A 26,178-nucleotide genomic window follows, 5' to 3' on the forward strand; every position below is an offset into this window, starting at 1 on the left:
AGGCAAATACTTATAGTTGAGTGATGCTCAGTTAAGCGCTCCGATTAATACTTTAAACCCGCATCCCGCACCCCCAACTACCAAGGGGGTGAAATTATCGCATCTGCGACTGCCATACTTACAATAGACCTCTCCAAAAAAGTAGAGACGTTGCATGCAACGTCTCTACGAGGGTTACAGGTAACGCACCTTTAATTTATGGAGAGGTCTAATAGTTATTGTGACGTGGAATTGAGTCATGGATACAAAACCGATCGCATCCTCACAGACAACCTCCAATCTCTACGACAAAGATTTCTATGCTTGGACGCAGGAACAAGCAAAACTGCTGCAAGCAGGAGGATGGGAATCTCTGGATATTGTCAATTTGGTTGAGGAAATAGAATCTTTGGGAAAGCAAGTACGTCAGGAATTAAGAAATCGATTGGGTGTTCTACTCGGTCATTTGCTCAAATGGCAATTTCAACCCAACAAACGATCTAAAAGCTGGTTTTTCACATTGCGGGAACAACGTCGCAGAATTCTTCAACACTTGGATGAAAATCCCAGCTTGAAACCCTATCTTCCAGAAGCGTTGCAAAAAGCTTATGAAGATGGGATCGATCTAGCTGCACGCGAGACATCCCTCACTGACGAAGATTTTCCGGCTGAGTGTCCTTACTCCATTGAGCAAGTTCTAGATGCTACTTTTTTCCCAGGAGAATCAATTGAATCGGGTCGTAACTGGGTGGTAGAAAATTGAAACGCAAAGCCTCAGTTTATAGTTACCACTTGAACCTGGAATAAAGTATAGCTAGGGGCTCTGAACCAGTCCAGATGAAAAAACAGGAGATTTTTGCCTTATGTCCGAACTACAGCCAAACCAAGCTCCGAAATTCAGCAGCTTTGCCGACTGGTGTTTGCACAAAGATAGTCTTTCAAAAGAGGCGAGGCACACGGTTGAGGTGCTGTTAGAGTATGCTAGTACTTCTGACTGCAATGAAGCCGATCGGATACTTACCAACCTGACATACCTGGATCTCTCCACTAATCAAATCACAGACCTGAGTGGACTCTCTACCCTTACCAACCTGACAGACCTGCATCTCAACAACAATCAAATCACAGACCTGAGTGGACTCTCTACCCTTACCAACCTGACTTCCCTGTATCTCTACAACAATCCAATAACAGACCTGAGTGGACTCTCTACCCTTACCAACCTGACATACCTGAATCTCTCCGCTAATCAAATCACAGACCTGAGTGAACTCTCTACCCTTACCAACCTGACATCCCTGAATCTCAGGAACAATCAAATCACAGACCTGAGTGAACTCTCTACCCTTACCAACCTGACTTCCCTGGATCTCGACTTTAATCAAATCACAGACCTGAGTGGACTCTCTACCCTTACCAACCTGACTTCCCTGGATCTCGTCATCAATCAAATCACAGACCTGAGTGGACTCTCTACCCTTACCAACCTGTCACACCTGTCTCTCTCCGGTAATCAAATCACAGACCTGAGTGGACTCTCTACCCTTACCAACCTGTCATACCTGTATCTCTTGAACAATCAAATCACAGACCTGAGTGAACTCTCTACCCTTACCAACCTGACTGGCCTGAATCTCGAAAACAATCAAATCACAGACCTGAGTGGACTCTCTACCCTTACCAACCTGACTTCCCTGTCTCTCGACACCAATCAAATAACAGACCTGAGTGGACTCTTTACCCTAACCGAACTGACATCCCTGAATCTCTCCGCTAATCTTCAAATAAAAGACCTGAGTGGACTCTCTACCCTAACCGAACTGACTTCCCTGTATCTCTGCTCTAATCAAATAAAAGACCTGAGTGGACTCTCTACCCTTACCAACCTGACTTCCCTGATTCTCAACAACAATCAAATCACAGACCTGAGTGGAATCTCTACCCTTACCAACCTGACTTCCCTGTGTCTCTCCTCTAATCAAATAACAGACCTGAGTGAACTCTCTACCCTTACCAACCTGACTTCCCTGCGTCTCTCCTCTAATCAAATAACAGACCTGAGTGAACTCTCTACCCTTACCAACCTGACTTCCCTGGAGCTCTACAACAATCAAATAACAGACCTGAGTCCATTGCGATCGCTTAGCAATCTAGAGTCTGCGTTTGTCTACGATGTGAATTTGCCCAAAAAATATTTTTCGCACCAGCACCAATGGCAGGCAAAATGGCTCTTGGAAGAAGACAACGCTGAATTGAGGCGATTGCTGATCCAAAAAATTGGTTACGATCGCATTTGCCAGGAATTACAAGCGACTGAGTTAGATACTTGGCGAGAATATACTTTATTAAAAATCGATAATGAGGTCGATGTCGAGCCAATTTATTTGTTAAAAATGACTTGCCCTAGTACTAGATTCATTCACGTTTTGCGAGTACCACCAGACATTAACTCAGCGCGTGAAGCAGTTCGCTGGGTAAATTGGGGAATCGATCCAGAAGAATTTGCAGTGGAAACATGATATGAAACAACCTCCCAAGAGCAAAACCAAAGCCAAAATCTGGGTAGTGAAAAATGGCAAAATTCGCCCTCGCTCAGATTACAGTGGCTTGCAGCCGCGTGAGGTACACTGAAATCAGTTCTTTGATAGGGCGTTCGTAGGGACGGGTTTTGCCATTATTCTGTTCTTTAATGAGATTTATAAGCGATCGCTCTCGTCGGTTAGGGCAACTCCAACTCTTACTTCTTATCCAAATCCCTTACGGAGTAACCTTTTCCCTCTTCCCTCTTCCCTCTTCCCTAGCCCCTAGCCCCTAGCCCCTAGCCCCTAGCCCCTAGCTATATAAGCGATCGCAGCGATGGTATGCCCAAGCGATCGAGAAAAAACGCCCTAATTAGAGATAGGCACCTGCTGAAACGCCCCAGTTTCGGGAATAAAGATATCCAAAGTATGCACTCCTGGCGGCACCCTTAGCCAGACATAAGCATCTACCGAGGCATTGGGGCGAATATCATATAAAGATATAGAACCAGTCGATCGATCGCGGGGATTAACCGCTTTATATGTTTCGCTTGTGACGGGATTTCGGGCGGTTGTCTCGCCAACGCCTATGATGTTAGTTGCCGCTACCTTATCTCCAAGACGGCGAATTCGCATCTGCACATTTACCACATCGCTATTACCAGTTTGCGGATCTTGAATTCGCTTAGCCGAAAGCAATTCTACTTGCGCCTTTGTACCGAATGCTAATTGTTGAAACGCACCCGGTTGAAATTCCACAATGGTTGTGGGTGCAGGTGCAGCGGTACTGGGAGATGGAGTTGCTGCCTGGGGTGCGGGGGTTTTAGTAGATGGACTCACAGAGGAATTGTTAGTTCTATCAGTTGGAGTCGCGCTCGGTGTGGGGATGATTTGCGGTGTGCTAGATGGACTCGCTGTGGAACTGCTTTCTACACCAGGGATTAGACTTGCATTGGAAATCAGCACATTTCTAAACGCACCCGTGTCTTTGACTAAAATATCAATTGTGTTGACACCTTCTGGCACCTTTAACACGACATAGCCATCGACAGGTTGTTCCTTGCCCATATTAAACAGAAAAATTGGCCCGGACGATCGCTTGACAGAATCGACAGCTTGGTAGGTTTCATTGGTGATGGGATTGCGGGCAGTTGTAGCGCCGACATTAACGATCTCACTTCCTGCAAACGCATCTGTAAGCCGATTAACGCGCATCTGCACATTCACTTCATCAGGCTTTCCTGGAATTCGCGTCACCGAGAGTAACTCTACTCGCGCTTTATTTCCTAAAGCAAGCTGTACATAAGGGTTTTGTGGAATAGCGACGCTAGGTTCTGGAGATGGCGAAACAGGTGTTTGAGTGGATGGAGCAACTGGAGTGCTGTTTCTGTTAGTTTGAGGATTGAGAGGGTTTCTCACCTGCCCAGATTGCATCCCTCGATAAAGCAAAAAACCTCCAACTCCCAAAGCTAGGAGAGCTAGCACAGTCGCCACACCGGCCAAAAAGCTGTTTACACCGCCGCCGCGACGCTTGGTTCCTGGGGGTGTTGCGCGTTTGTCACTTTCTCGATTGCCCGTTTTCATACAAAAAGTAGAGTCACAAGTAATTTTTTATTAGTTTTTTCAATTAGACTATTTTAGGAACTCAGGATATCCGGGGACATCCATCATAGGATAGAACTTTATGTAGTGTATGCTTTTTGTTCTAAGAGGATGTTTGAGAAGTATCAGACGATCCCCCCTAGCCCCCCTTAAAAAAGGGGGGGACAAGAGCCTCAAAGTCCCCTTTTTCAAGGGGGATTTAGGGGGATCTCCAAAGGGTTGGTGTATCGCCAGCAACTTTTCAAACATCCACTAAGGGATGAACTGATGCGGGTTACCCGCAGTATCTGAAAATGCCTATAAATTTTCAAAATTTGGCAGATGTTGGTAAGCCAATTAGTCTACTGGTGCTTGTTCTGGGTTGCCAGGTATGGGGAAGAGAACTGAGTGCAAAGGCGCAGTCGCCGACACTTGCCAGTCCAGAAGTCTTGGCGTCAGACTTAGCTGGCAAACAAGTGGATTCTGCTAAGAATATTTGCTCAGCGCAGTTGCCGGAAGCCATTGATGCGATCGCAAATCGTCCTCAATTCCGCCGCTATCGTTGGGGTATTCTCATTCAAACGCTATCTTCTTCCCAAACTCTCTACAGTCGCGAAGCGCAACAATATTTTATCCCCGCATCCAACACCAAGCTATTGACAACCGCCGCAGCTTTGCGTCTGCTGGGTTCCCAATACCGAATTCGCACATCCATTTATGGCAACAATGGGGTTTTGCGGGTCGTCGGACGGGGAGATCCCAGTTTAACAGATGTTCAACTTAAAGATTTGGCACAACAACTGAAGCGTCAGGGAATCAGCCAAGTACAGCAACTGATTGTGCAGGATGATTATTTTCAGGGGCCGATACTTAATGCTAATTGGGAATGGGAAGATGTGCAATCAGATTATGGCGCACCTGTCAATAGTTTGATTTTGAATCAAAATGCCTTGGCGCTAACATTATTACCTCAAGCATTAGGTCAACCGCTAAAATTTCGTTGGCAAGATCCATTTGCCAAGCTGCAATGGCAGGTAGAAAATTATTCAGTTACAAGTAAAGCTAAGTCAAAAAGTTCGGTAGAAGTAGTTGGTGTTTTAGGAAAGCCGGTTTTACAAATCCGAGGTGAGTTGAGTGTTGATTCCGAACCAGAAGACTTTGATGTAGCAGTTCGCGATCCAGCCGAACACTTTTTGCGACACTTTCAAGAAGCTTTAAAATCCGAAGGGATTAGTGTCGCGCAGGCAAAGGTTGCATCTGGCAATAAAAGTAGCAATGAACAAGAGTTAGCATCTGTCGAATCTCCACCGTTATCGCAACTTTTAATAGATACCAATCAGCCAAGTAATAATCTTTATGCGGAAGCTTTGCTGCGAACCATTGGGGTTGTTAAAAAGCAATCGGAAACTAAGAGTCTGAATACGGCTGAAATGGGGTTGGCTGCGATCAAATCAACTTTAACCGATCTGGGAATCGATCCGCAAAGTTATGCGATCGAAGATGGTTCGGGATTATCTCGTCACAACTTAGTTAGTCCAGAAGCGTTGGTGCAGTTGCTTAAGGGAATGGCACAATCACCAGAAGCTGATATTTTCCGCGCTTCTTTACCTGTGGCTGGTGTCAGCGGTACTCTCAAAAATCGCTTTAAAAATACAACTGCTCAAGGTATTGTGCAAGCTAAAACTGGAACGGTAAGTGGGGTTAATTCCCTGTCTGGATATGTTGATTCTCCTAATTATGAAACAGTGGTTTTTAGTATTATTCTGAATCAATCCGATTTGCCTGCTAAAATGATGCGTCCATCAGTTGATGAGATTGTTTTGTTGTTGACTCGTTTGCGTCGTTGTTAAATTAGATTATAATTGAACCGCAGAGAAACCGGGTTTCTTCAAGAAACCGGGTTTCTGGTATGTGAAGAGGAGGGGGAGAGGAAGTGCGATCGTTAGTAAATTAGTATATAATTTAATAGCATTTATCAACTAGCGCGTAAGTAGCGGGAGTTTGTTGTCCATGATGGAAAATAAAGGATTAATTTCTTCCCCTCAAATAGAACAGTCACCTGATTCATCGACAGCGCTAAAAAATATGACACTAGCTCAAGTAAAAGTGGGAGAATTCGCCGATGCCTTAGTGACAGCGCAGCAGATTAATAATCAATGGCAAAGGATAGAAGCGCTGAAGGCGATCGCAAATGCTGCTCATCCAGCCGGATACCAAACCATTGCTTTGCGTGCTTTACTTCATCTGCCAGTAGCAGAACGCAATACTATATTAGCACAGCAAGTTGAGGAAGCAAAGGACTGTTTTTTGCCTGGTTCTGAGGAGATGGAGTGGGTAGAGGAATATATAGAAGATGACAACTGGGATGATGAGTAGTGAACCTAAGCGGGGTGAGATTTGGCGGGTGCAATTCGATCCAACTAGAGGCGATGAAATTCAGAAAATCCGTCCTGCGATCGTCATAAGTGCCGACGGATTAGAAGGGTTGAAATTACGTTTGGTGGTTCCAATTACCGCTTGGAAAGCATCTCTGGTAAATTTTGCTTGGATAGTGAAGATTGAGCCATCTCCAGAAAACGGGTTAACAAAAGTTTCGGCGGCAAACCCTTTGCAAACGCGCTCTGTTTCTCTAGAGCGTTTTACTAATAAAATAGGAGTGATTGAAGACACGAAGCTAGAAGCAGTTTTGTTAGGATTGGCTCTCGTCGTTCAATTTCCGTAGACAGGCGAAGGAAAAGGAGAGTCGGAAGCGATCGCATTTTTGGTATTTTGGAAAAGTGCGATCGCTTTAACGCAATGCCTCTATCAACTGGGTGAAATCAACATCCTCTAAGGGATTTGGCAAACGGTTAATAAAATCTAGTGGCAGACTTTCATGGCTATTTGCCAGAATTGCTCTAGCTTCTGTGGCAATTGGATCTGCGGGATATAACTTCAAAATGCGATCTATAATTTTATGCTCAAAAGCTCTTTGGTTGCGATCGCCTTCAATATTAGGCTGTTTTTCCAGCACAGCGTAAAGCACTCGCAGATTATCAGGGGCTAATTCCCTTGCACGCTCTAGGAAAGAACCATCTAGCTCGTCAATTGTGGCACAAGATACCCATTGCGCTAGCGAGTGAGCTAAAAGCAGTAATTCAATTGGTACGTTACCTCTATGACAAAGTTCGCGAAGTGCCAGATAACCAGCATTTTCGATGGAAATTTGCTCTGCTAAGGCATTGAGCAATATAGTAATTAGGTTATCTTGCATATTCTTATTTTGCTTTGCTATAATACTACTGATGATTACTCTTGCCTCATGGGTAAATTAAAAAAATTAGTAGAGCAATTCCTCAATCAACCACCAGAAGTGCGATTTGAGGATGTGCTATATATTTTGTCAGCTTTTGGCTTTGAAGAAAAAAGGTCTAAGGGTAGCCATCACAGTTTTAGAGATTCGCAAGGTAGAAAGATTACTGTACCCAAAAAAGGCGGACAGAAAGTTAAGGGAGTTTACGTCCAGCAAATCGTTGAGCTATTGAAATTGGAAGAATGGAACGATGAAGACGCTGAATCAGAAGAATAAGCAGATTGAAAAACCGCCACTGGAATATTATTTAAATCTTCAATATCCAGTAACACTTTACCCCGATCCAGAGGAGGGATATGTGGCACAGATTAAAGATTTGCCTGGATGTCTAACTCAAGGTGAAACTCTGGATGAGACGATCGCAAATATCAATGAGGCGCGGGAGTTGTGGATTGAAACTGCTTATGAATCGGGAGACGATATTCCTTTACCCAGCACTGAAGAAAGCTACAGTGGTAAGCTGCTTGTGCGGATGCCTAAATCTCTACATCGTCGTTTGGTTGAACAGGCTGAACAGGAAAATGTCAGTTTGAATCAGTATATTGTGTCTCTGTTGAGTAGGGTGAGTTAGTTGAGATGGTTTGGAAAAGTGCGATCGCTTTTGGAGAATCGAACCACGTTCGCGCATAGGCGCGAAGGACGCGAAGGAAGAGGGGAGAGGAGGGGAAGAGAGCGCTTAGTAGCTGCTTCTCAAAGTAGCTCCCTCGATTCTAATGTGCGGTCTGAGTTCCACTTGTACCCTTGTTTTAACTTCTTGATTCTTGGCTGCTACTTCAAAAGCAAACTTTCCCTTCTCAGGATCGATAATTTCAATATCTTCAACCATCTCAAACGTGAAGTTAAGAATAGAGACATCGGAAAGTTTTAGGTTAATTTGAACTGATTCTTGAATCGCATCCATGCCAAAGCGTAGTTTGATGCCTGAAGCGTCGGTTACTTCATAACACCAGTATCCATCAGCGGGAATAGCAATTACTGGTTCGGCATAGAACAATTCCAGCATTGCCAGTTCATCAAACTTTTGGCGGAGTTTCATTATCTTTACCCAAACCTTAACTCACGATGCCCAACAAGTTTTTTCGGGAAAATTTCCCTGTTTCCAATGCTGGCGAATTTTGACTGCTGCCCTGGGAAATAAAGCATCTGAGTTATTAGTGGGAACAGGCTCGATTTCTTTAACTACGCCATTAGTTTTATCTAACCACAGTTTGCCAAATAGCTTTTCGTGGGGGCCAAAACAATAGACGACGCTCGTATCGTCTTCCTTTTCTTTCCAAAGCAACACATAAAAAGCCATACCTATTTTCCTTTTTTCTGATAGTGGATTTTTGACAGACTGCTACTAGCCTATCAGTTCCACTATGCCAGAGGTGGTGACGGTGGGTTCCAGATGCGACCTGAACGTATTGTTGCTTCGTGTGCAGTACGGTAGTCGGTACGAAAGATGCCCTCAAATCGCGATTCAAAGTATTCATGCTCTAATAGAGCTAGATCCTCAGCAATATAGTCGCCTCGGCGCAACCGTTCCCAAGCATCAGCAATATCTGGGTCAGGGTCGAAGCGACTGACTCTATCATCAAGCTGGTGTTCTCGGTAGAACAGGTGGTTTTTGATCCGTCTGGTGCGGTACTCTGGTAAACCAGTGTTGCGGGCAATTTCTGCTACATCGTCAGCTTGGCAGATAGCTTCGTAGGCTTGAGGGGCGTATTCTTCCCAACGGGTAAAATCGTCCATATTGGAGATTTCCTTTAATCTAGGTTTGCATAATTAGCTTCAGGCTATCTGGTAGCATCCAACAATCAAGTGATTTTTTTTAAATTGGAAAATAGACATTGCCAAAAAAAAGCGATCGCATTTTCTTTCGTGGTGCGATCGCTCTTTTTTTATTGAACCGCAGAGGCCCAGAGGAAGAGGGAGAGAAGAAGTGCGATCGCAATTATATCCAACTCTCTAGCAAGTCGGTAAAATCAGTTCCTTCTGGAATTACTGTGCTAAAATTTTAATAAATTTCCGTTGGGGAAGTAGTCATTACGGTAAAACAAGAGCGGTTTATTTATTGTCTGGCTTAGTTAATTTTGGACTTCGGCTTGATTGCTTAATCTCAGGCTGATATTTTTCACTTTGAGCGGTTAATATCGTTGTATAAATGATAAAGAATCGAGGTAAAAATCATCATGAAACTAAGAACGATCGCCTTGGCAACTGTTTGCACTTTGTTTTCTTTATCTCTATCATTTGCAGCAGAGGCAGACGAATCAGACCAACCGTGTCAAGCTTATTTAGATACCAGCAATGGAACTGACGCCGAGGAGAACAACTGTCCGATAACCGTAGGGAAGTTTTCGATTCGGGGAACCTTTTCTAACTCGAATTGGCAGGCTTCTTTTTGGGCATGGGAACCGGCTTATTACATCCTCTACGTTAAAAACCAGCAAGATGGTAGTACAATTAACCTAACAGGTTTCAAGGTCATGGGTACGACGAGCCGACCGCAATACCGATTCACCGATCCAGACCGGAATCTTACCTATATTGTAACTTTCCGATATTCAGACTCCGACACGATCCGATTTGAAATTTATCAAAACGACCGGACGATCGTCAATGAATTGCTCGCACGCGAATCAGACAAACTCATCGGGGGACCTTGATAGAAATTTGCTCGCTGAGATAAATTAGCACACTAAGTACGGAAGACCCGGAAATGGGAAAACCAGAGGAAATTTTGCTTGATAGAAAGTTAAAAGATACTCGACAGCTTAAAAGCGGTTTTTAAGTAACAGTTTCATTAAAAATCGTAAGGTGGGCGTTGCCCACCCTACAAACTTAGTACCGATCTTCCTCTTCGTATTCTGGAGCCTTAATCTTCTCCGGTATATTCACCTTGGGAGCTTTGTAGGGCTTAGGCGCTTCGTCATCAGCCCAGGCATCTTGCTCCTCTTCATCGTCGTACTCCTCCTCATACTTTTTGTTGTCATAGCGTGGTGGAGGTTCTGGTGCCGCATACGCTCTCTTGGCGTAATTGTTCCGGGTCTGGGCGGCGTCGCTCCAGTTTTCTTCTTCTTCTATATCTTCTTCATCGTAGTAAATTGATTCTGGTGGCGGTGCCATTTTACGCAAGGGCTGAGGTTGTGCCTGACGCAAGGGTTGCCGAGGTGCAGGTTCTTCCCACTGGTCTTCATCCCAAGTCTCTTGGGCTAAGGGTTTGGCTCTCCGAATCGGCTCAGCTTTTTGCAGAGGAACGCCGGTAGGTAGTTGATTTTCCGGTCTGATTGTGGTAGGTCTGCCGTATTCTTCCTCTTCTTCGCGTTCCCAAGGGGCTTTGCCAATGCCTAAGCGCTCCATCACACCGACGGTGAGCTGTACCAGTCTCTCTTCGGCTCCCTCAAATACAATGAGACGATTCGGGCCACTGCTGACAATTTCGTCTATGGGAAGCTCGTAGGTGCTGATGGTCTCAAAACCGGCAATGCGATCGGGAATTTGGGGAACGCCGAAAGAAGCAATAATGAGAGAGGAGACTTTCCCAGTTTCATTATCAAACTTGAAGCCCCGCACCCGACCCAACATTTCGCCAGTTTCTGTAATAACTTCGCAGTTGATCAGGGTGTTGTAAATTTCAACATCAACATCATCTTCGAGGACGCTATCGTCATCAACCAGGATAACATCACCGACTTGACGGACGCGACTCAGGAGCATAAGCCGTGGCACGTTGCCCATCGACAGTATACTCTCTCGCAGGCCGAGAGCTACAACTTCCCGCCGATCGATATCTACCCAGAGTTGACTAACCACCCCAAGGCGCTTACCTGTGTCGCGGGTGATCACCTGAGTACCTAAGATGTCTGAGCGTTGGCTAATTTGTTCAGATGTCATTATGTGTCCCGAATCTGGGCCTCGAACCCTGTCACAATACTTATCTTAATTATTCAGATTACCAATTGCCTGATTGAGCCAATCTTTAGGATTGTAATTTTATTCCCAGAACTTGGGTATAGGCTCCCCTCGCTTGGGTAACACCAATCACGCGCTGGGCTGATTTAATCATAGGCCCTTTGTGACTGACGACAATAAACTGTGCTTGGCTTGCCTGTTGTTCGATCATTCTAGCCAATCGCTCGACGTTTGCTCCATCTAAAAACATATCAACTTCATCAAAGGCGTAGAAAGGTGAGGGACGGTAGCGCTGCAAGGCAAAGATAAAGCTCAGCGCCGTCATGGATTTTTCGCCGCCAGACATGGATGCTAGGCGCTGCACGGGTTTGCCTTTGGGATGTGCGACGAGGTTAAGACCGCCAGCAAAGGGGTCTTCCGGGTTGTCCAGGGTCAAACTGCCGTCGCCTTCGGAAAATTCGGCAAAAATAGCTTGAAAGTTTTGGTTAACGGCGTCGAAGGCTTCTTTGAAGGCGCGGAACCGCAAGGTGGTGAAGTTTTCGATCCGCAAGAGTATTTCGGTGCGCTCTTGCTCCAGGGTAGTTAGTTTCTGGGTTAATTCTTGGAGGCGGTTTTGGGTGCGATCGTATTCTTCCAAGGCTAGCATATTGACGGGTTCCATTGCCTGAAGGCGTTTCTGGAGAGTACGCATTTCCTTTTGCAGTTCTTCCAGATTCACATTTTCGGGTACTGATGGCAAAGGTTCGGGTAATTCCGCCTGTCTGCTTTGCCGCTGAGTTTGGATGTTTGTCAGTTCCTCTCGGCGAGTTACTTGGGTTTCCTGGAGTTTTTGCAGTTCCCATTCCAGTTGTTGTTGAGATAAGCGTAACTCACGCAGATGATTTTCGGTCCGATCGCGCTCTTTCTTCTCTTCTCCCAATGCCTCCTCTGCCTGAGTCATTGATGCCTGAGTTTGAGCTATCTGTTCATTTATAGCAGATAGCTGAGCGTTGATGGTTGATTTGCGATCGCTGATGGTTAATTTTTGACCCTGGTATTCTTCCACCCGTCGATTACAGTCCTGGATTTTCTCTTGCAAGCGCATCTGCTGATTTTGCAAATCCTTTAATCTTTGTTCTGTATTGCGAAAAGCTTGTTCTCTTTCTCGCAATTCCACTTCCTGAACTTTGATAGTCGCCTGGATTTGTTGCCATTCGCTATGAGTTTGGGATTGTTCCAATTCTGCCAAAGCTTGCCGAAGTTGAGCCAACCGCGCTTCCTGTGTCGGTAACTCCCTATCCAGAGATTCCAAACGAGTTTGCGCGTTGGCAAGTTCTTGGCTACTTTTAGATAGAAGCGATCGGGCCTGTTCCTGTTGTGCAGTTAAACTCTTAATCTCTTTCTGCAATTGTTCAAAATGTAATTCTTGTTCCCGTCGTTGTTGACGTGCTTCCGTCAATTGATGAGATAGTTGTTTTGTCTTAACAGAAAGAGAATGTATTGCGTCACCACAACGTTCTAAAATTAGTTCAATTTCTTGCAGTCTATTTCTCAAGTTATTGACTTCACCAGATTCACTAGCATCACCCGTCCCAAAATGCAGAGTCGAACGTTGACTGCTACTCCCCCCAGTCATAGCGCCGCTAGTTTCCAAAAGTTCCCCATCTAATGTGACAATCCGATATTGACCCAGGTAAACACGCGCATCATCTATTTTATCAAAAACAACTGTTCCCCCCAAAACATAAGCAAAAATATTTCGATAGCGCGAATCGTATTCAATCAAATTAACGCAATAATCAATAAACCCATTCGCATATCGCAGCGTAGTTGCTTGATGGAATGGTGGCGATTGAATTTTGTTGAGCGGTAAGAAAGTTACTCTTCCAGCGCGTTTTTGTTTGATCAGTTGAATTCCAGCAGCAGCAACCCCATCATCTTCAACTACGAGATTTCCCATCCGTCCACCAGCAGCAGTTTCAAGTGCTAGCTGATAGCGCGGTTCAACTCTACCCAATTGGGCAACTAATCCACAAACTCCCGGCAATCCAGATTGTTGAATAACTTGGATAGCGTAAGTACCTTGAGCTTCTTGTTGAGCTTGTGCTTGAGCTTCCAGTTTATCAAGTTGACGTTGTTTATCTCGTTGTTCTTGCAACAAACGTTTTTGAGTTTCTTGTTGGAGTTGCAGTTCTTGTTCTGCTGCGGATAGAGATTGAGTTAATGATGTAACTGTTAAAGAAGATTCTGTCAATTGAATTTCAAAATCAACCGCACGAGATTGTTTGGTATCAAGTTGCGGTACCAGAGATTCTAAAAGCTGATTTTGCTCCTCTATTTGTCGAGCTAAGTTGGTATAGCGTTCTCTCAGTTGCGCTTGTTCCGTGCGTTGAGGATCGATGGTTTGCAGCAGAGTTTCGATTTGGCGAGTCAGGGCAGTTTGTTGCTGTACCCATGCTTCCGAGGCAGATGCGATCGCACTCGCATTTTCCCGACTTTGGTTTAAATCATGTTGCGCTTCATCCCTTGTGGTAACTAAAGAAGCAATCTGCCTTTCCAGAGTTTGTTGTTCCTGGGTTAATTGTTCTAAACTTTGCTGATGTTGTTCGATTTCCTGCTCAGTTTCGTGCAGACGCCGGGATGTTTCTTGTGCAGATGTTTCTTGTTCTCTAGCTTGGCGTTGTAGCTGACGCTGTTCCGCTTGTTGGGTAGCGAGAACTGATTGCAAAGCTAAAAGTTCTTCTTCTCCCAAAGCTTTGACGCGAGCATTCAAATCTGCCAAGTTGACGTTTGTTTGCTCGATTTGTAAGTTAAGATTGGATAGCTGTTCTCTGAGTTCGGTAGAATTGCGATCGCCTGCTTCTATCTGTTCCCTGAGATGCCATTCTTGTTGTTGCAGAGAACGCCACCCCAGCACGATTTCCCATTGCTCTTTTTCTTGGAGTTCGCCGCGCAGTTTTTGGTATTTTTCTGCTTTAATACGATCTTGAGAAAGACGATCGCGCTGAGCGACCAATTCCTTTTCGACAATTCTACAGCTATCTTCTCGTTCCTTAACCGACTCCAGAGTTTGCTTCGCCTGAGAAATTTTGCGATCGAACGCTGCAACCCCCGCCAACTCATCAATAATCTCGCGGCGTTCCTTCGAGTTCATCGAAATAATACTCGTCACATCGCCTTGCAGCACCACATTGTAGCCTTCTGGATAAACCCGCAAGCGCTCCAATTGTTCGTGGAGTTCCGTCAGCGTGCAGGATTGGCCATTCATGTAGTAATTCGAGGTATAACTACCTTGCTTAGTCACTCGCAGCTTGCGGGTAACACTCCACTCCGCCGATTTGCGATTTTGGCTCTTCGATTTTCGATTTTCCTGTTCCTCACTCCCCTGTCCATCTGCTTCCACACGCGAAACACCCGCGCCATTTTGTTCCCCTATCTCACTCCCCTCCCTGTTCGACAGGTCAGAGTCGTGGTCGGCGTTCCCCTCCCCTATCTCACTCCCCTCCCTGTTCGACAGGTCAGAGTCAGAGTCGGCGTTCCCATCCCCTATATCACTCCCCTCCCTGTTCGACAGGTCAGAGTCGGCGTTCCCCTCCCCTATCTCACTCCCCTCCCTGTTCGACGGGGAGGGGTTGGGGGTGGGGTTCCCTCCTATCTCACTCCCCTCCCTGTTCGACAGGTCAGAGTTGGGGTGACCATCCCCCTCCCCTATATCACTCCCCTCCCTGTTCGACGGGGAGGGGTTGGGGGTGGGGTTCCCCTCTCCTGTAACATCCGCAACTAACCCCGCTTCATCGCTCAAATCAAACGTAACAGTCACAATAGCTTCAACTGTGCCGCGATTCATGTGGTTTTGGTTAACCAAATCCGGGAGACGTTCCGCACGCATACCCCTAGAACTAGCAAGTCCCAGACAAAACAGTAGCGCATCCAGAATATTCGACTTTCCCGAACCGTTCGGCCCAGTGACCACAGTAAACCCCGACAGCACTGGAATCTGGACAGTGCCGCCAAAAGACTTGAAGTGAGTGAGTTCCAGGCGCTTGATATGAAGCATAGGCGCTGGTCAACTAGGCATGGTGGTACAAGTGTATCAGCGATCGATCCTCAACAGGTTAGTGCAAACCTCATACAGACGAGAAATCCTATTCTATTCTTCAGCGCTGGTACTTATCACCCTGCTACATTAGCAATTACAGCGCTTTGCAACTGAGTGAAGTACAAATTGTAGGGGCGAAGCATTGCGGAATAAACGTTTCGGTCTTAAATTAACCCACATCCCGCAATGCTTCGCCCTGAACCTCATTCATCTGCAAACCGCTGTAATACTCCCCTGTCCCTGGCGTTTCAGTAATCTACACCGGGTTAGTTCCAAATATGCCAACACCTGACCTCCCCCAACTATCGCTATGGCTACTGAATGGGTTACTTGCCATTATTGCGGGTCTTCTGATTAACGAATGGGGTAAACCAGGGATTTCATACCGGCGCAAGTGGTTAATCCTGGGACTGGGTGCGGGGTGTGGCTTGATAGCAGCCATAGTAAACTGGGCAAGCGGCAGTACCTCAGCAGATTACCAAACCTATTTTCTAGTCTTGGGCTACGCCTACTCGCTGCTAACAATACTCTTGCTCAGCTACAAGCAGAACACCGAAAATCCTTCCCCTCGAAATCAACTGCTTAAGGCTGTCCGGGATGAGGTGGCGCAACGGCTAGAAGTTTCGCTGCACAATCAAAAAATGATTGACTTGGCTGCGAAAGAGCTACCTCATAATGTGGGGGGAGAACCGCTTCCCGCAGTCAATCCAGACAATCGACAGCCGATTAACTGGATTGAACTGCCGCGCCAATGGGTGTCGCAATTCTTGCGAATGTCAACTGAACTGCCGCGCCGATGGGTGTCGCAATTCTTGGGAATGTCAACTTCGACAGTTGCTACAGCCGATAATGGGCAAAATGTCCATCCCGCAGACGAAAAAATTGAAAAAATTATTGATGTTTTTAAGCGAAAAGACGGCAAATTACTGATTTTAGGAGAGCCTGGTGCTGGCAAAACCACGACGCTGCTCGATTTGGCGAAAGATTTGTGCGCTGAAGCAACAGAAAACGAGAATGAACCTATCCCCATTTTGCTTGACCTTTTTTCCTGGAAAGATAACAGCCAATCGCTGACTGAATGGTTGGTGGCGGAACTCAAAACTAAATATGGTGTCCGCGCCGATATTGCCCAAATCTTGCTGGATGAGCATCAGCTATTACCGTTTTTAGATGGTTTAGATGAACAGGAAGAAACGCGGCGAGTAAGTTGTCTTCGACAAATTAATGAGTTTCTGGAAACAGACGCAAGGGCGCGGCATTTGGTAGTCTGCTCTCGGCTGAAAGAGTTTGAAAACTGTAAAAGTCCATTGCGGCTTAATGGTGCGGTTTGTTTGCAACCGTTGGAAGAATCGCAAATGCAGAAGTATTTTAGTGCGGTAGGCGGTCTGAACTTGTTGCCTGGTATCAAGAAAGCCCCCGATTTGTTGGAGTTGGCAAAGTCACCCCTACTGCTCAACCTCATGGCGTTAGCATCCAGTTCTATCTCGATTCCAGATTGGCAAAAGTGCAATACTCCCGATGAGCGTCAGCGCTATTTGTTTGATAAGTATATTGAGCAAATGTTTACGCGCGAAATTAAACGGGAATTTGAACCTCACTACTCGCAAGGGCAGCAGCCAAACGAAGCAGATACTCGTAAATGGTTAGTTTGGTTGGCGAAACAATTAAAAGATAAAAATCAGACAGAGTTTTTGATTGAGAAAATGCAGCCGAATTGGTTGTATTCGGGTAATCAAAAGGGGATTTATCGCCTAATTTCTGGGCTAATTGTGGTGCTAATTGTGGCGCTAATTTGGGGGCTTACTCTGGGGCTAATTTTTGGGCTAATTTTTGATATTATTTTTGGAGCGAGCGCTCGAATAGAACCTGTTGAAACATTAAAATGGTCTTGGAAAAAAGCTTTAAATTTGCTAAAAAATTGCCTGATAACAATAATTGTATTTATTGCTATATTAAGTTTAGTTTTTGTGCTAGATTTGAATAAATATGTTCTAGTTGGAACACTTATTTGGGGAATATTTTTCTGTATTCTTGTAATGCCAATTGTAGTAATAATTGGCGGTTTTATTAACAGGGATATTGAGATTTTAAATAGTAAACAGCCAAATCAAGGAATTTGGGAGTCAGCTTATAAAGCTGTACTCTTTACGGTGATAACTGGCTCATTTGTTGGAATTACTTTTAATCTAATATTGCAGAATGGTTTAATTACAATTACTTCTCCATTAGAGCCAATGCAGCCACTAATTATAGAGCCAATAGAGCCAATAATTACTGGATTGATTATTGGACTATTATTTGCCATATTTTTTGCTGGCGGTGCTTGCATTCAACACTTCAGCCTGCGCCTCATTCTTTGGCAGCATGGCGATATTCCCTGGAACTATGCCAAATTCCTCAATTACTCATCAGAGCGACTTTTTCTGCAACGAATTGGCGGACGTTATCGCTTCATCCACGACTTGCTGCGCGAGCATTTTGCCCAGATGTAACTTTAATATTAGGTATGTAGTTGGGCTTTAGCCCTCTTTAAGAGGGCTAAAGCCCAACTACGTACCTGAAGAAACTGATAAATACACATCGGTATGACAGGATTTCAAGTGCTAAAATAAAAGCTATAGCATCGGAGAGTAAGCTATGACACCAGAAAAAAGTGTAGCGACCAAAGTTCTTTCCCCACAAAAAATTAACAATACAGTCATTGAGATCCCACCCCTGGAAAATGGCGACAGACTAAGGCGCATTGAATTTGAACGGCGTTACGAGGCTATGCCGCATATTAAAAAAGCAGAATTAATTGAAGGAGTGGTATATATGGCATCCGCAGTAAGAGCTAAAAGACATGGCCAACCTCACGCTGCAATTATGGCTTGCTTAGGAGCTTACTGGATAGCTACCCCTGGCGTTAATTTACTAGATAATGCCACAGTTCGTCTCGATGAAGATAACGAACCACAACCAGACGCACTTTTGCGAATAGATGTAGGTGGACAGTCTGTTATCAGCGATGATGACTATGTGGAGGGCGCACCGGAATTGATTGTAGAAATAGCAGCTAGTACCGCATCTTACGATTTGCATGACAAATTAAAAGTTTACCGTCGCAACGGAGTACAGGAATATCTAGTGTGGCGAGTTTACAACAAACAACTCGATTGGTTTAAGTTGAGCGAAGGTGAATATATACATCTTGAACCCAATGCAGATGGCGTGATTTGCAGTCAAATTTTCCCCGGTTTGTGGTTGGCTATATCGGCTTTGCTAGAGGGAAATTTAGCTGAGGTGCTGTCTGTCTTGCAGAAGGGATTGGAAACAGACGAACACCAAGAATTTGTGCAACGGTTATCAGCGTCAGAACAATAGGTTAAACTATCAAGAGAATGAAGGTGAAAAAATATGTCAATACCAGCCGAAACTAGAGTTTTAGGTACGTTGTTGCGCTTTAGCGCTAAAGCGCAACAACGTACCTCTGTTTAATGTGCCAATTGCGTAAGTTCTGTAGCTATGATTCTGATAGAGTAGAAGTTGGTACTTTGAAATTATAGCAACCGCCAAGGCAGTTAGGACGTTCTTAATCCCTGAAACCGTTCGGACTTCGGCGCTCACAGCGAAGCCCTTGATTCTATACTCTTCTTCCCCTAGCCCCTAGCCCCTAGCCCCTAGCCCCTCGCTATAAATGACATCAGCGCTTCTGAACAACCGATACCGTATTATTCGGGCGCTAGGAAAAGGTGGATTTGGCGAAACCTTTCTGGCGGAAGACTCCCATATGCCTTCTCGTCGTCTCTGTGTGATTAAGCAGCTCAAACCCGTCGCTAACAAGCCGCAGGTTTACCAACTGGTTAAGGAGCGATTTCAGCGGGAAGCGGCCATTTTGGAGCAACTGGGGGAGGGACACGCCCAAATCCCTAAGTTGTACGCCTATTTTGCCGAAGCTGGAGAATTTTATTTAGTTCAGGAGTGGATTGAAGGCGTTACCCTAAATCAAAAGGTAAAAGAGGATGGGGTGCTGAGCGAAAGCGCACTGAAGGAAATACTATTAAATATTTTACCAGTTCTCGATTATATTCACAACAGAGGTATCATCCATCGCGATATCAAACCTGCCAATATCATTCTGCGACAAAAGGATGGCAAACCAGTTTTAATTGATTTCGGTATTGCGAAAGAAACGATGTATGCTGGGGTGGATATTCTAGGAGAAGTTACTACCTCTATTGTGATTGGTACAATGGGTTATATGCCCCCTGAGCAAGCGGCTGGCAAACCTGTCTACGCCACTGATATTTACAGTTTGGGGATGACTGCTATCTATCTGCTAACTGGGAAACGTCCCCAAGATTTAAAGGCTAACCTTAAAACAGGGGAAACTATTTTTAGTGGTAGCGATCGCAATATTAGTTCAAGTTTAGCAGCAGTTTTACAGCGGGCAGTGCGATCGCATCACAAAGAACGCTATTCCAATGCTAGAGAAATGCTCTTAGCTTTGCACCCTGTCGATCGGGTGTTACCGCAATTACCAAAAACAATTACACCTTCTCCTATTGTACCATCATTTCAGGCAGAAACGAGTAACGCGACAGAGCCAGAAACACGAACATTTCTTAGCACTAACCAAAGTAACTCAGAAACGAAACCTCCCGAAAACAGACAAGATTATCGCAACCGCCAGATATTGCTCAACAAAGTCAAAAATTACTGGATTAAAGGAGTGCTGGAAAGTTCTTTACATGGCAAAGCGCTGATTGAACTTGGTTTGGAAAAACGCCTTGATGCGATCGCAAGTCCTTGGGGCATGGCCTGGGAAACGCCAGATATCCCCAGACAAATTTTACCACCAAAAAGCAAAGTAATCAACCAATTCGACCAACTGGGCGAAGGACGATCGCTGCTAATTTTAGGCGAACCAGGTGGAGGCAAAACAACGACACTTTTGGAACTTGCTCGTGACTTAATTAATCGTGCCAATCGAGACATCAACCATCCCATACCTGTACTGTTTAACCTATCATCTTGGACGATTGAAAAGCAAGGCTTAGCTAAGCGTGACAAAATAAGTTCATTGGCCAATTGGCTGGTGCAAGAACTCAATACAAAATATCAAGTTTCCAAGCAAATCGGTCAAGCTTGGGTGAAAGATGAGCAATTATTGCTGATGTTGGATGGTTTAGATGAAGTAAGTAATGAGCGGCGCGATTTGTGCGTTCAAGCTATCAACCAATTCATCCAGGAACACGGACAAACAGAAATAGTAGTTTGCAGCCGTATCAAAGATTACGAAGCACTTTCAACTCGCCTGCACTTTCAAGGTGCTGTCTTCATCCAACCCCTAAATTTAGATCAAATCCATCAATATTTAGCGGCTGCTGGCGAGGATTTGGCAGCAGTTAATACAGCATTGCAAACAGATATCACTTTGCAAGAATTAGCGCGATCGCCTCTGATTTTGAGTATCATTACCCTCGCTTACCGAGGAATGTCAATTACCGACTTACCCGGTATAAACTTGGCAGCACGCCGCCAACATTTGTTTGATAATTATATTAAAAGAATGTTCGATCGCCGCAGTCCTAATTCTGAATATTCACAAGAGCAATCGATGCGCTGGCTAACTTGGCTGGCAAAACGTATGTATCAAGACTCTCAAACGGTCTTTTTAATCGAGCGAATGCAGCCCAAATGGTTGAAAACAAAACTGCAACAACAGATATATTCTCTCGGACTTTTGATGATTTTTCTAATAGTGGGCGGACTGATCGGTCAGATGTTATTGCCGATTAAACGGGTAATTTTTTGGCTGATTTTGATTCCTGTGATTTTAGCACCCATTTTAGAGGTTAATCGGATTAATCCGGTTGAAAGTCTCAAGTGGTCATGGAACAACGGCAGTAGGAATATAATTCGCGGGTTGATGCTTGGCTTACTTTTTGGCTTGATACTCAAACTACCTTACGAGCTGATCTTTAACCCGTTGCATTGGCAAATTTTTGCCCCTCACATGAGGAATTTTCTGTTTTATTCATTGATTCGCGGCGTAGTGTTTGCCGCTATTATAGGCACAATTTTTGGGCTAGTTCGCGGGATGACTTCTCCCTCTATCCAAACGATCGCTGTTCCCAATCAAGGTATTTGGCAGTCTGTTAAGAATGCGATCGTCTTCGGCTTGATTGGATTTCTGATGCTGGGAATTGCAGCTAAGATATTGTACTGGCCAGTATTTTTTTGGGGAACATTTGGATTATGTTTTGGAATGGTAGCAGGAGGAGGAGAAGCTTGTATTAAGCACTTCGTTCTGCGCCTTGTCCTCTACTTGAACGGGTATATACCTTGGAACTACGCTCGTTTCCTTGACTGGGGGACCGATCGCATTTTTTTGCAAAAAGTTGGCGGCGGTTACATCTTCGTCCATCGACTGCTGCTAGAGCATTTCGCCCAGATAGGTAATCCGTAACGGTAACTGGGCATTTGTAAATTTAAAATTAAATTATATCTGCAATCTGTAATTTGAACTGATTTTAGCGTACCTCACGCGGCTGCAAGTTTAATATCTTGAATTTCCGATTTTGGAAAATCACAGGAAAACTAGAAGTCTTTTTCGCAGAAACAACCCAGTAGCGGATGGAATAATTTATTTGGATTTTACTCACATCTGCGTCGCTCAGATTGTTGTAAAAGCTGCTAAGTTTGACTCTGAAAGCTTCATTATCGAGTATTTCCTGGGATTTTGTGATGTCAAAACCCAGTAGGCGCATACGTTCTACCCAATCTTTAACGTAGGGTCTATACCAAAGCATTGCCGAACTATCTTTCCACGTCACAAACACAGGGCGTTTTGACAGAGAGCGAAAATGTTCCAATTCTGGATCTACCAAAAAAACTGCATCCAGCGGAGTATTTTTACTAGCCCAATCTGCTATTTGTCTCAGTTCTGTATAGGGTGACTCAATTAAGGCATCTTTAACATTTCTAGTATTTTGAAAGCGGCTTAAAAATGCTCCCGTACCCACTAAAAATACCCAACTTGTCAGTAATAACGCCAGACGACGCTCGTTTCCTCGTTCAAAAACATAATTCCATATTGGCTCCCATATCAGGGCAATTAGCCCTGCCAACATCACGTACAAACCTATGTATTTTGGCGATAAAGCAGTTGTCAATACGCCCAGCAATACACCGGCAATTGAAGTTGCTTGTAATAAAGTTTTCCTAGTATGATTCTCTTCGATTTTGACAGCACATCCTGAGATAATCGCTATTCCAGCAAAGCAATACCACAAATCCGTTGCTCTTCCTGGGTGCATGACTAGCATGGGAGGAGATTTGGCAACATAAGCGGCTATAAAAGCGTAAACTAACCACAGCAGACAAACTCCAGTCCAGACAATCCCATGCCTAAATAGTTTTGACCATTTCTGCTTATTTTGATATAGGAAACCAACAAATAAAACAGCCAAAGTAAAGAATTGAAGATAGCTGATAAAACTCCAAGTTAGTGGATAAAGGTGATGAGGAAAACGCACCTGACTTGTCACGATCCATAAGTTGCTGTCTGTAGTCTTTTTGCCAAAAGCAGAGGCGGTTAAAATTATATTTGGGGAAGCTATGAGTAAGAATAAACCGAAAGCATGAATCCATTTTTTCCACGCTCGACGGTAAAAAGGAGCGGTGAAGAAGATAGCACCAAAGTATGTCAAAGCATAGGTGGCGTACATACTGTTCAGGTTAAATGCGACTCCCATCCAAATAGCCCACAAAATTGGATTATTTTTGTAAAAAGCTGCGATCGCTAATAATAAAAATGGTATCGTTAATCCAGTTTGTTCAAAATAGTTCGTTAAAACGTCGCCATGACCCAGAATTGAATTTGGTGCTAAAGCAAATAGCGCCATTCCCGCAACAACAGCTAGTCGCGAGTTGGGCGCAAAAGCTTGCGCCAGATATCCGGCAGCATAGATAACTAAGAGTCTTTCCAGTAAAAATAAAACGATAAATAACGGTTCTAGCGGGAAAACCCGCACTCCCAAGGCAACTACCCGCCAAAGCATGGAAGAGTAGTAAGGCAAAGTGGCAGCAAATGGATCGTTGGGATAAAGCGCAGGATTATTTAATAGATGAACTAGCGGTATTTGGATTGATTGGTTGCCGTAATAAACGGCATATCCTGTCATAAGTAATGAAGCTAAAAATAAAATTATGGCATATATATGAATGGAAGGGTTTCCTTCTGCTAGCAACAGCCCTTTTAAGCTATTGTGGCTTTTTAAGGTGATATTTCTCTCGTCTTTCATAATTGCTTTTCAATCCTTATTTAAGATACAGATTCACTCTCAAGGCTTTTGGCTTTTTGGGCAGTTTGCAATCTGCCAATCGCTAAAATAACCAATAATAAAACTCCCCCAAAAAAGTAACTTGAAATCACAATTTTGGACATAATCAATTGGAGGATCGGCCTGTAATTATCAACACGGATAACTGGTAATGATATCAGCAAAGCACTCAGCACTATTAACCAAAACCAAACCTTTTTTTCGGGGATTGCCAACCGATTACCAAAATACAAGGCTAGAGGTAACAACAATAACAGATAGTAGTGCGTCCATGAAATTGGACTGATTAACAAGGATAGACAAATAGCCATAGAAAACTCTGAATTTTCTGCTTTTATGGTGACTGGCGATTTCGATCGCCAACCAACCCAAATAGTGCCACCCACTAAGACTGCAATCAGTAGATATCGCGCTACCTTAAAGTTCCAACCTAACACCAGAGGATTCCAATTGAGTAAGTTATCGTTGGTTAACAAACGAGCTAGAAAGCCATCTACGGATTGAACGTTGTATGCCGCTACTGGCTTTCCAGCATAGGGCTGAATACATTGCTGAAACCAGGTTAGATGTAAATCGAGGCCAAATATGAGTACTGATGCTCCCGTAATAGCTAATACAGTCGCAATCATTGCTATTACCACTCGCCATCGCATTCTTAAGAAAAAATAACCTCCTAATAGAAATAAAGGTATTTTAATTAAAGCTGCAATCGCTAATATAATTCCAATCATAATATCGCGCTTTTTATCTAGCAAAAAAAATACGCATAATAACAATGGAAGTAAAAAATGTGTAGAGTTTCCGTCTCTAATGCTGTAGTAAAGAGGCCCATTAGCAACAAACAGGCCAATTACAACTACTCTCTGCCAACCGGAAAAATTCGTTAGTTTTAATAATAAATAACAAGTTAGGACAACTGCTGCCATACTTAAAATCACCAACAAAATTTGAGCATTTTGCAAATTAAGTAGCGAAAACGGTGTGAATAAATAACCAATAATTGGAATATTTACAAAACCTGCTACACAGGAGTTTAGATACAATTCTGATGGATTTTGAAAAATCAATCTGCCTGCCGGATAGTATGCTTTATTAAAATCGCTAAATAAATACTGGTCTGGTGGTTGAGAAACTTTCCATAAAAATAACATCATAATTAGCGCAGGCACGCAGCAGCCCAGCCATAAATTCCATCGTTGCTGTAGGAATCTTTTAGCGACGATATTTAATCCAATAGTAGCCAAAATCAAAACAATATATAGAAAATAAGCGCTCATAATAAATTGAGGGTAAATAGAATGACACAGGACTGCTTGTAGCGATCGAGTGCTGTAGGTTGGACTGGGAAACTGGCTTTCCTCTCTAGGTATGGGGGATAATGGGGGCTGATAAATTCCCCCCCTAGCCCCTGAGAAAAGGTTTAACGACGACGATCGCGCTTATCGCGGTCAATACGCCTGCGATCGCGCCACTCTGCCACCGTCAGATATATGACTCCGCCTGAGACTGTCAGTAACAGCCCAAAGGCAACCAAAGAAAGAACAGTTAGTGTTGAAGTTTCCACTTTTCTAGAAACCGTTGCGGCCCCAAATCACCATAGAGATAGAGAAGGTAAACAAAACGAGTAGCGAAACCCAACCCAGTGAGAGAATATCCATAGCTGTACGTTCAACCAAAGGTTACAAAATGACTCTAGGCTTTATCATACTTTGAAGTGATGGAGTTTCACTTTGAACGTCTTGCAAGCAGAACGGATTGAATCTGTCAAGTCAGGAAGCTTTGCTGCTTTGTCTCTTTCTCTGGCTTATGGTATCATGGCGCTGGGAAATCAGCTAGTTTTGGCAAAGCAGTTTGAAACGCTAGCAGATTTGGAAATATCGACGGCAGCGAACTTGCTCTTTGGTGGGGCCGTAGCCTGCTTAAGTGGCTTCCTGTTCGGTATCACCTACCGCTACATCATCCGCGAGGATCGAAATTCCCATCTTCAAGATGGGGCGGTGCTAGCTTTTGGGCTAGTGCGGGGATCGGCCCAGGTGGACGTGGGGCTAAATTTCCAGAATGGCTTTTGGTCATTCGGTGTTTTGGGCGTCGAGAGTATTTTATTATTTGCATTTGCCCGATTTACTCTCGACTTAGCTATCTATCGCGGCTGGGTAAAACCTTTCAAGTCAAGCTAAATTCCTCCAATTCTACTTGACCGTATATCATATTGCGGTCAACAGCTGAGAAAACTTTATTGTTAGCACGTTCGGAAACTAAACACCCACAAACCAACTGCGCTACATCAGCACTTCGGAATTGTCCCGGCGATTTTATAATCCTCTGTCAGTACTCCGTCGTCATGTTCAGTTCCTTGAGTTAAGTTTTCTGTCTTTTCTAGGATAAGAAATTATGAGGCCATCGCATTTTTCATCCGCCAAGGTTTGATATTGTCAAGAATCCGAT

Annotated in this window: 23 protein-coding genes and 2 pseudogenes; 14 read left to right on the plus strand and 11 right to left on the minus strand. The window is 44.2% G+C overall.

Translation table 11 applies throughout. The features are described 5' to 3' along the window. Window positions 1-238: 238 nt before the first annotated feature. The 3 genes and pseudogenes from LAY41_RS14135 to LAY41_RS32800 form a co-directional block, all read left to right on the plus strand. Window positions 239-742, plus strand: coding sequence for a DUF29 domain-containing protein (locus LAY41_RS14135; RefSeq protein ID WP_249098641.1), 504 nt, complete (start codon window positions 239-241; stop codon window positions 740-742). Window positions 743-842: 100 nt separating this feature from the next. Continuing rightward, window positions 843-1,703: pseudogene (locus LAY41_RS32795) on the plus strand (leucine-rich repeat domain-containing protein); the annotation flags it as partial. Between the two features lie 15 nt (window positions 1,704-1,718). Continuing rightward, a pseudogene (locus tag LAY41_RS32800) lies at window positions 1,719-2,498 on the plus strand (leucine-rich repeat domain-containing protein); the annotation flags it as partial. Between the two features lie 369 nt (window positions 2,499-2,867). Here the strand turns inward: LAY41_RS32800 and LAY41_RS14150 are convergent. Further along, the gene (locus tag LAY41_RS14150; protein WP_249098646.1) at window positions 2,868-4,082 is read right to left on the minus strand and encodes a hypothetical protein; all 1,215 of its coding nucleotides are present in this window, start codon (window positions 4,080-4,082) and stop codon (window positions 2,868-2,870) included. Between the two features lie 311 nt (window positions 4,083-4,393). On the opposite strand from LAY41_RS14150, the gene dacB reads away from it, so the two are divergent. The 3 genes from dacB (at window position 4,394) to LAY41_RS14165 (ending at window position 6,801) form a co-directional block, all read left to right on the plus strand. Continuing rightward, window positions 4,394-5,929 carry a D-alanyl-D-alanine carboxypeptidase/D-alanyl-D-alanine endopeptidase gene (gene dacB / locus LAY41_RS14155; RefSeq protein ID WP_249098648.1) on the plus strand — a complete coding sequence of 512 codons (1,536 nt, stop codon included), beginning with the start codon at window positions 4,394-4,396 and terminating at the stop codon, window positions 5,927-5,929. Window positions 5,930-6,089: 160 nt separating this feature from the next. Continuing rightward, entirely contained in the window at window positions 6,090-6,455 is a 366-nt protein-coding gene (locus tag LAY41_RS14160) for a hypothetical protein (protein ID WP_249098652.1), read from the plus strand. Then, the gene (locus LAY41_RS14165) at window positions 6,445-6,801 is read left to right on the plus strand and encodes a type II toxin-antitoxin system PemK/MazF family toxin (protein WP_249098655.1); all 357 of its coding nucleotides are present in this window, start codon (window positions 6,445-6,447) and stop codon (window positions 6,799-6,801) included. Before LAY41_RS14160 ends, LAY41_RS14165 begins: the two co-directional genes overlap by 11 nt. Window positions 6,802-6,867: 66 nt before the next feature. Here LAY41_RS14165 and LAY41_RS14170 read toward each other — a convergent pair whose 3' ends face one another. Next, a complete protein-coding gene (locus LAY41_RS14170; protein WP_249098657.1) occupies window positions 6,868-7,332 on the minus strand; it encodes a hypothetical protein in 465 nt (154 codons plus the stop codon). A gap of 48 nt (window positions 7,333-7,380) precedes the next feature. On the opposite strand from LAY41_RS14170, the gene LAY41_RS14175 reads away from it, so the two are divergent. Beyond that, window positions 7,381-7,647, plus strand: coding sequence for a type II toxin-antitoxin system HicA family toxin (locus tag LAY41_RS14175; protein ID WP_249098662.1), 267 nt, complete (start codon window positions 7,381-7,383; stop codon window positions 7,645-7,647). Beyond that, entirely contained in the window at window positions 7,622-8,002 is a 381-nt protein-coding gene (locus LAY41_RS14180) for a type II toxin-antitoxin system HicB family antitoxin (protein WP_249098666.1), read from the plus strand. The genes LAY41_RS14175 and LAY41_RS14180 overlap by 26 nt, the downstream gene beginning before the upstream one ends. 105 nt (window positions 8,003-8,107) lie before the next feature. Here the strand turns inward: LAY41_RS14180 and LAY41_RS14185 are convergent, their stop codons facing one another. The 3 genes from LAY41_RS14185 to LAY41_RS14195 form a co-directional block, all read right to left on the minus strand. After that, entirely contained in the window at window positions 8,108-8,467 is a 360-nt protein-coding gene (locus tag LAY41_RS14185; RefSeq protein ID WP_249098669.1) for a hypothetical protein, read from the minus strand. 21 nt (window positions 8,468-8,488) lie between these two features. Further along, window positions 8,489-8,728, minus strand: a complete 240-nt coding sequence (locus LAY41_RS14190) for a hypothetical protein (RefSeq protein WP_249098672.1) — start codon at window positions 8,726-8,728, stop codon at window positions 8,489-8,491. Between the two features lie 62 nt (window positions 8,729-8,790). Continuing rightward, the gene (locus LAY41_RS14195) at window positions 8,791-9,165 is read right to left on the minus strand and encodes a hypothetical protein (protein ID WP_249098676.1); all 375 of its coding nucleotides are present in this window, start codon (window positions 9,163-9,165) and stop codon (window positions 8,791-8,793) included. Window positions 9,166-9,263: 98 nt separating this feature from the next. On the opposite strand from LAY41_RS14195, the gene LAY41_RS14200 reads away from it, so the two are divergent. Then, window positions 9,264-9,434, plus strand: coding sequence for a hypothetical protein (locus LAY41_RS14200; RefSeq protein ID WP_249098679.1), 171 nt, complete (start codon window positions 9,264-9,266; stop codon window positions 9,432-9,434). Window positions 9,435-9,605: 171 nt separating this feature from the next. After that, the gene (locus tag LAY41_RS14205) at window positions 9,606-10,082 is read left to right on the plus strand and encodes a hypothetical protein (RefSeq protein WP_249098682.1); all 477 of its coding nucleotides are present in this window, start codon (window positions 9,606-9,608) and stop codon (window positions 10,080-10,082) included. 175 nt (window positions 10,083-10,257) lie between these two features. Here LAY41_RS14205 and LAY41_RS14210 read toward each other — a convergent pair whose 3' ends face one another. Both LAY41_RS14210 and smc read right to left on the minus strand, forming a co-directional pair. Beyond that, window positions 10,258-11,310, minus strand: a complete 1,053-nt coding sequence (locus LAY41_RS14210) for a PRC-barrel domain-containing protein (RefSeq protein ID WP_249098686.1) — start codon at window positions 11,308-11,310, stop codon at window positions 10,258-10,260. Window positions 11,311-11,395: 85 nt separating this feature from the next. Beyond that, a complete protein-coding gene (gene smc, locus LAY41_RS14215; RefSeq protein WP_249098689.1) occupies window positions 11,396-15,364 on the minus strand; it encodes a chromosome segregation protein SMC in 3,969 nt (1,322 codons plus the stop codon). 320 nt (window positions 15,365-15,684) lie between these two features. On the opposite strand from smc, the gene LAY41_RS14220 reads away from it, so the two are divergent. The 3 genes from LAY41_RS14220 to LAY41_RS14230 all read left to right on the plus strand — a co-directional run bounded on the left by LAY41_RS14220 (window position 15,685) and on the right by LAY41_RS14230 (window position 21,857). Then, the gene (locus LAY41_RS14220) at window positions 15,685-17,898 is read left to right on the plus strand and encodes an NACHT domain-containing protein (protein WP_249098692.1); all 2,214 of its coding nucleotides are present in this window, start codon (window positions 15,685-15,687) and stop codon (window positions 17,896-17,898) included. 145 nt (window positions 17,899-18,043) lie between these two features. After that, on the plus strand, window positions 18,044-18,769 hold the full coding sequence (locus LAY41_RS14225) for a Uma2 family endonuclease (protein WP_249098695.1): 726 nt from the start codon (window positions 18,044-18,046) through the stop codon (window positions 18,767-18,769). A gap of 313 nt (window positions 18,770-19,082) precedes the next feature. Then, window positions 19,083-21,857 carry a protein kinase domain-containing protein gene (locus LAY41_RS14230; RefSeq protein WP_249098697.1) on the plus strand — a complete coding sequence of 925 codons (2,775 nt, stop codon included), beginning with the start codon at window positions 19,083-19,085 and terminating at the stop codon, window positions 21,855-21,857. A 64-nt stretch (window positions 21,858-21,921) separates the two neighbouring features. Here the strand turns inward: LAY41_RS14230 and LAY41_RS14235 are convergent, their stop codons facing one another. The 4 genes from LAY41_RS14235 to petN all read right to left on the minus strand — a co-directional run bounded on the left by LAY41_RS14235 (window position 21,922) and on the right by petN (window position 25,391). Further along, window positions 21,922-23,694 carry a DUF6798 domain-containing protein gene (locus tag LAY41_RS14235; RefSeq protein ID WP_249098701.1) on the minus strand — a complete coding sequence of 591 codons (1,773 nt, stop codon included), beginning with the start codon at window positions 23,692-23,694 and terminating at the stop codon, window positions 21,922-21,924. A gap of 20 nt (window positions 23,695-23,714) precedes the next feature. Beyond that, a complete protein-coding gene (locus tag LAY41_RS14240) occupies window positions 23,715-25,010 on the minus strand; it encodes a glycosyltransferase family 87 protein (RefSeq protein WP_249098704.1) in 1,296 nt (431 codons plus the stop codon). 143 nt (window positions 25,011-25,153) lie between these two features. Further along, the gene (locus tag LAY41_RS14245; protein ID WP_249098706.1) at window positions 25,154-25,297 is read right to left on the minus strand and encodes a hypothetical protein; all 144 of its coding nucleotides are present in this window, start codon (window positions 25,295-25,297) and stop codon (window positions 25,154-25,156) included. A 4-nt stretch (window positions 25,298-25,301) separates the two neighbouring features. Further along, window positions 25,302-25,391, minus strand: a complete 90-nt coding sequence (gene petN, locus LAY41_RS14250) for a cytochrome b6-f complex subunit PetN (RefSeq protein ID WP_249070415.1) — start codon at window positions 25,389-25,391, stop codon at window positions 25,302-25,304. Window positions 25,392-25,463: 72 nt separating this feature from the next. On the opposite strand from petN, the gene LAY41_RS14255 reads away from it, so the two are divergent. Further along, the gene (locus LAY41_RS14255; RefSeq protein WP_249098709.1) at window positions 25,464-25,910 is read left to right on the plus strand and encodes a hypothetical protein; all 447 of its coding nucleotides are present in this window, start codon (window positions 25,464-25,466) and stop codon (window positions 25,908-25,910) included. Window positions 25,911-26,178 lie beyond the last annotated feature (268 nt).

The organism is Argonema galeatum A003/A1, assembly GCF_023333595.1.
Lineage (GTDB): Bacteria > Cyanobacteriota > Cyanobacteriia > Cyanobacteriales > Aerosakkonemataceae > Argonema > Argonema galeatum.

Bases quoted from the DNA above. Each gene is read 5' to 3' on its own strand.
- petN (WP_249070415.1), bottom strand. From the start codon at position 25,391: ATGGATATTCTCTCACTGGGTTGGGTTTCGCTACTCGTTTTGTTTACC.
- LAY41_RS14170 (WP_249098657.1), bottom strand. From the start codon at position 7,332: ATGCAAGATAACCTAATTACTATATTGCTCAATGCCTTAGCAGAGCAA.
- LAY41_RS14210 (WP_249098686.1), bottom strand. From the start codon at position 11,310: ATGACATCTGAACAAATTAGCCAACGCTCAGACATCTTAGGTACTCAG.
- LAY41_RS14235 (WP_249098701.1), bottom strand. From the start codon at position 23,694: ATGAAAGACGAGAGAAATATCACCTTAAAAAGCCACAATAGCTTAAAA.
- LAY41_RS14190 (WP_249098672.1), bottom strand. From the start codon at position 8,728: ATGGCTTTTTATGTGTTGCTTTGGAAAGAAAAGGAAGACGATACGAGC.
- LAY41_RS14150 (WP_249098646.1), bottom strand. From the start codon at position 4,082: ATGAAAACGGGCAATCGAGAAAGTGACAAACGCGCAACACCCCCAGGA.
- smc (WP_249098689.1), bottom strand. From the start codon at position 15,364: ATGCTTCATATCAAGCGCCTGGAACTCACTCACTTCAAGTCTTTTGGC.
- dacB (WP_249098648.1), top strand. From the start codon at position 4,394: ATGCCTATAAATTTTCAAAATTTGGCAGATGTTGGTAAGCCAATTAGT.
- LAY41_RS14220 (WP_249098692.1), top strand. From the start codon at position 15,685: ATGCCAACACCTGACCTCCCCCAACTATCGCTATGGCTACTGAATGGG.
- LAY41_RS14225 (WP_249098695.1), top strand. From the start codon at position 18,044: ATGACACCAGAAAAAAGTGTAGCGACCAAAGTTCTTTCCCCACAAAAA.
- LAY41_RS14230 (WP_249098697.1), top strand. From the start codon at position 19,083: ATGACATCAGCGCTTCTGAACAACCGATACCGTATTATTCGGGCGCTA.
- LAY41_RS14205 (WP_249098682.1), top strand. From the start codon at position 9,606: ATGAAACTAAGAACGATCGCCTTGGCAACTGTTTGCACTTTGTTTTCT.
- LAY41_RS14165 (WP_249098655.1), top strand. From the start codon at position 6,445: ATGATGAGTAGTGAACCTAAGCGGGGTGAGATTTGGCGGGTGCAATTC.
- LAY41_RS14180 (WP_249098666.1), top strand. From the start codon at position 7,622: ATGAAGACGCTGAATCAGAAGAATAAGCAGATTGAAAAACCGCCACTG.
- LAY41_RS14195 (WP_249098676.1), bottom strand. From the start codon at position 9,165: ATGGACGATTTTACCCGTTGGGAAGAATACGCCCCTCAAGCCTACGAA.
- LAY41_RS14175 (WP_249098662.1), top strand. From the start codon at position 7,381: ATGGGTAAATTAAAAAAATTAGTAGAGCAATTCCTCAATCAACCACCA.
- LAY41_RS14135 (WP_249098641.1), top strand. From the start codon at position 239: ATGGATACAAAACCGATCGCATCCTCACAGACAACCTCCAATCTCTAC.
- LAY41_RS14160 (WP_249098652.1), top strand. From the start codon at position 6,090: ATGATGGAAAATAAAGGATTAATTTCTTCCCCTCAAATAGAACAGTCA.
- LAY41_RS14185 (WP_249098669.1), bottom strand. From the start codon at position 8,467: ATGAAACTCCGCCAAAAGTTTGATGAACTGGCAATGCTGGAATTGTTC.
- LAY41_RS14240 (WP_249098704.1), bottom strand. From the start codon at position 25,010: ATGAGCGCTTATTTTCTATATATTGTTTTGATTTTGGCTACTATTGGA.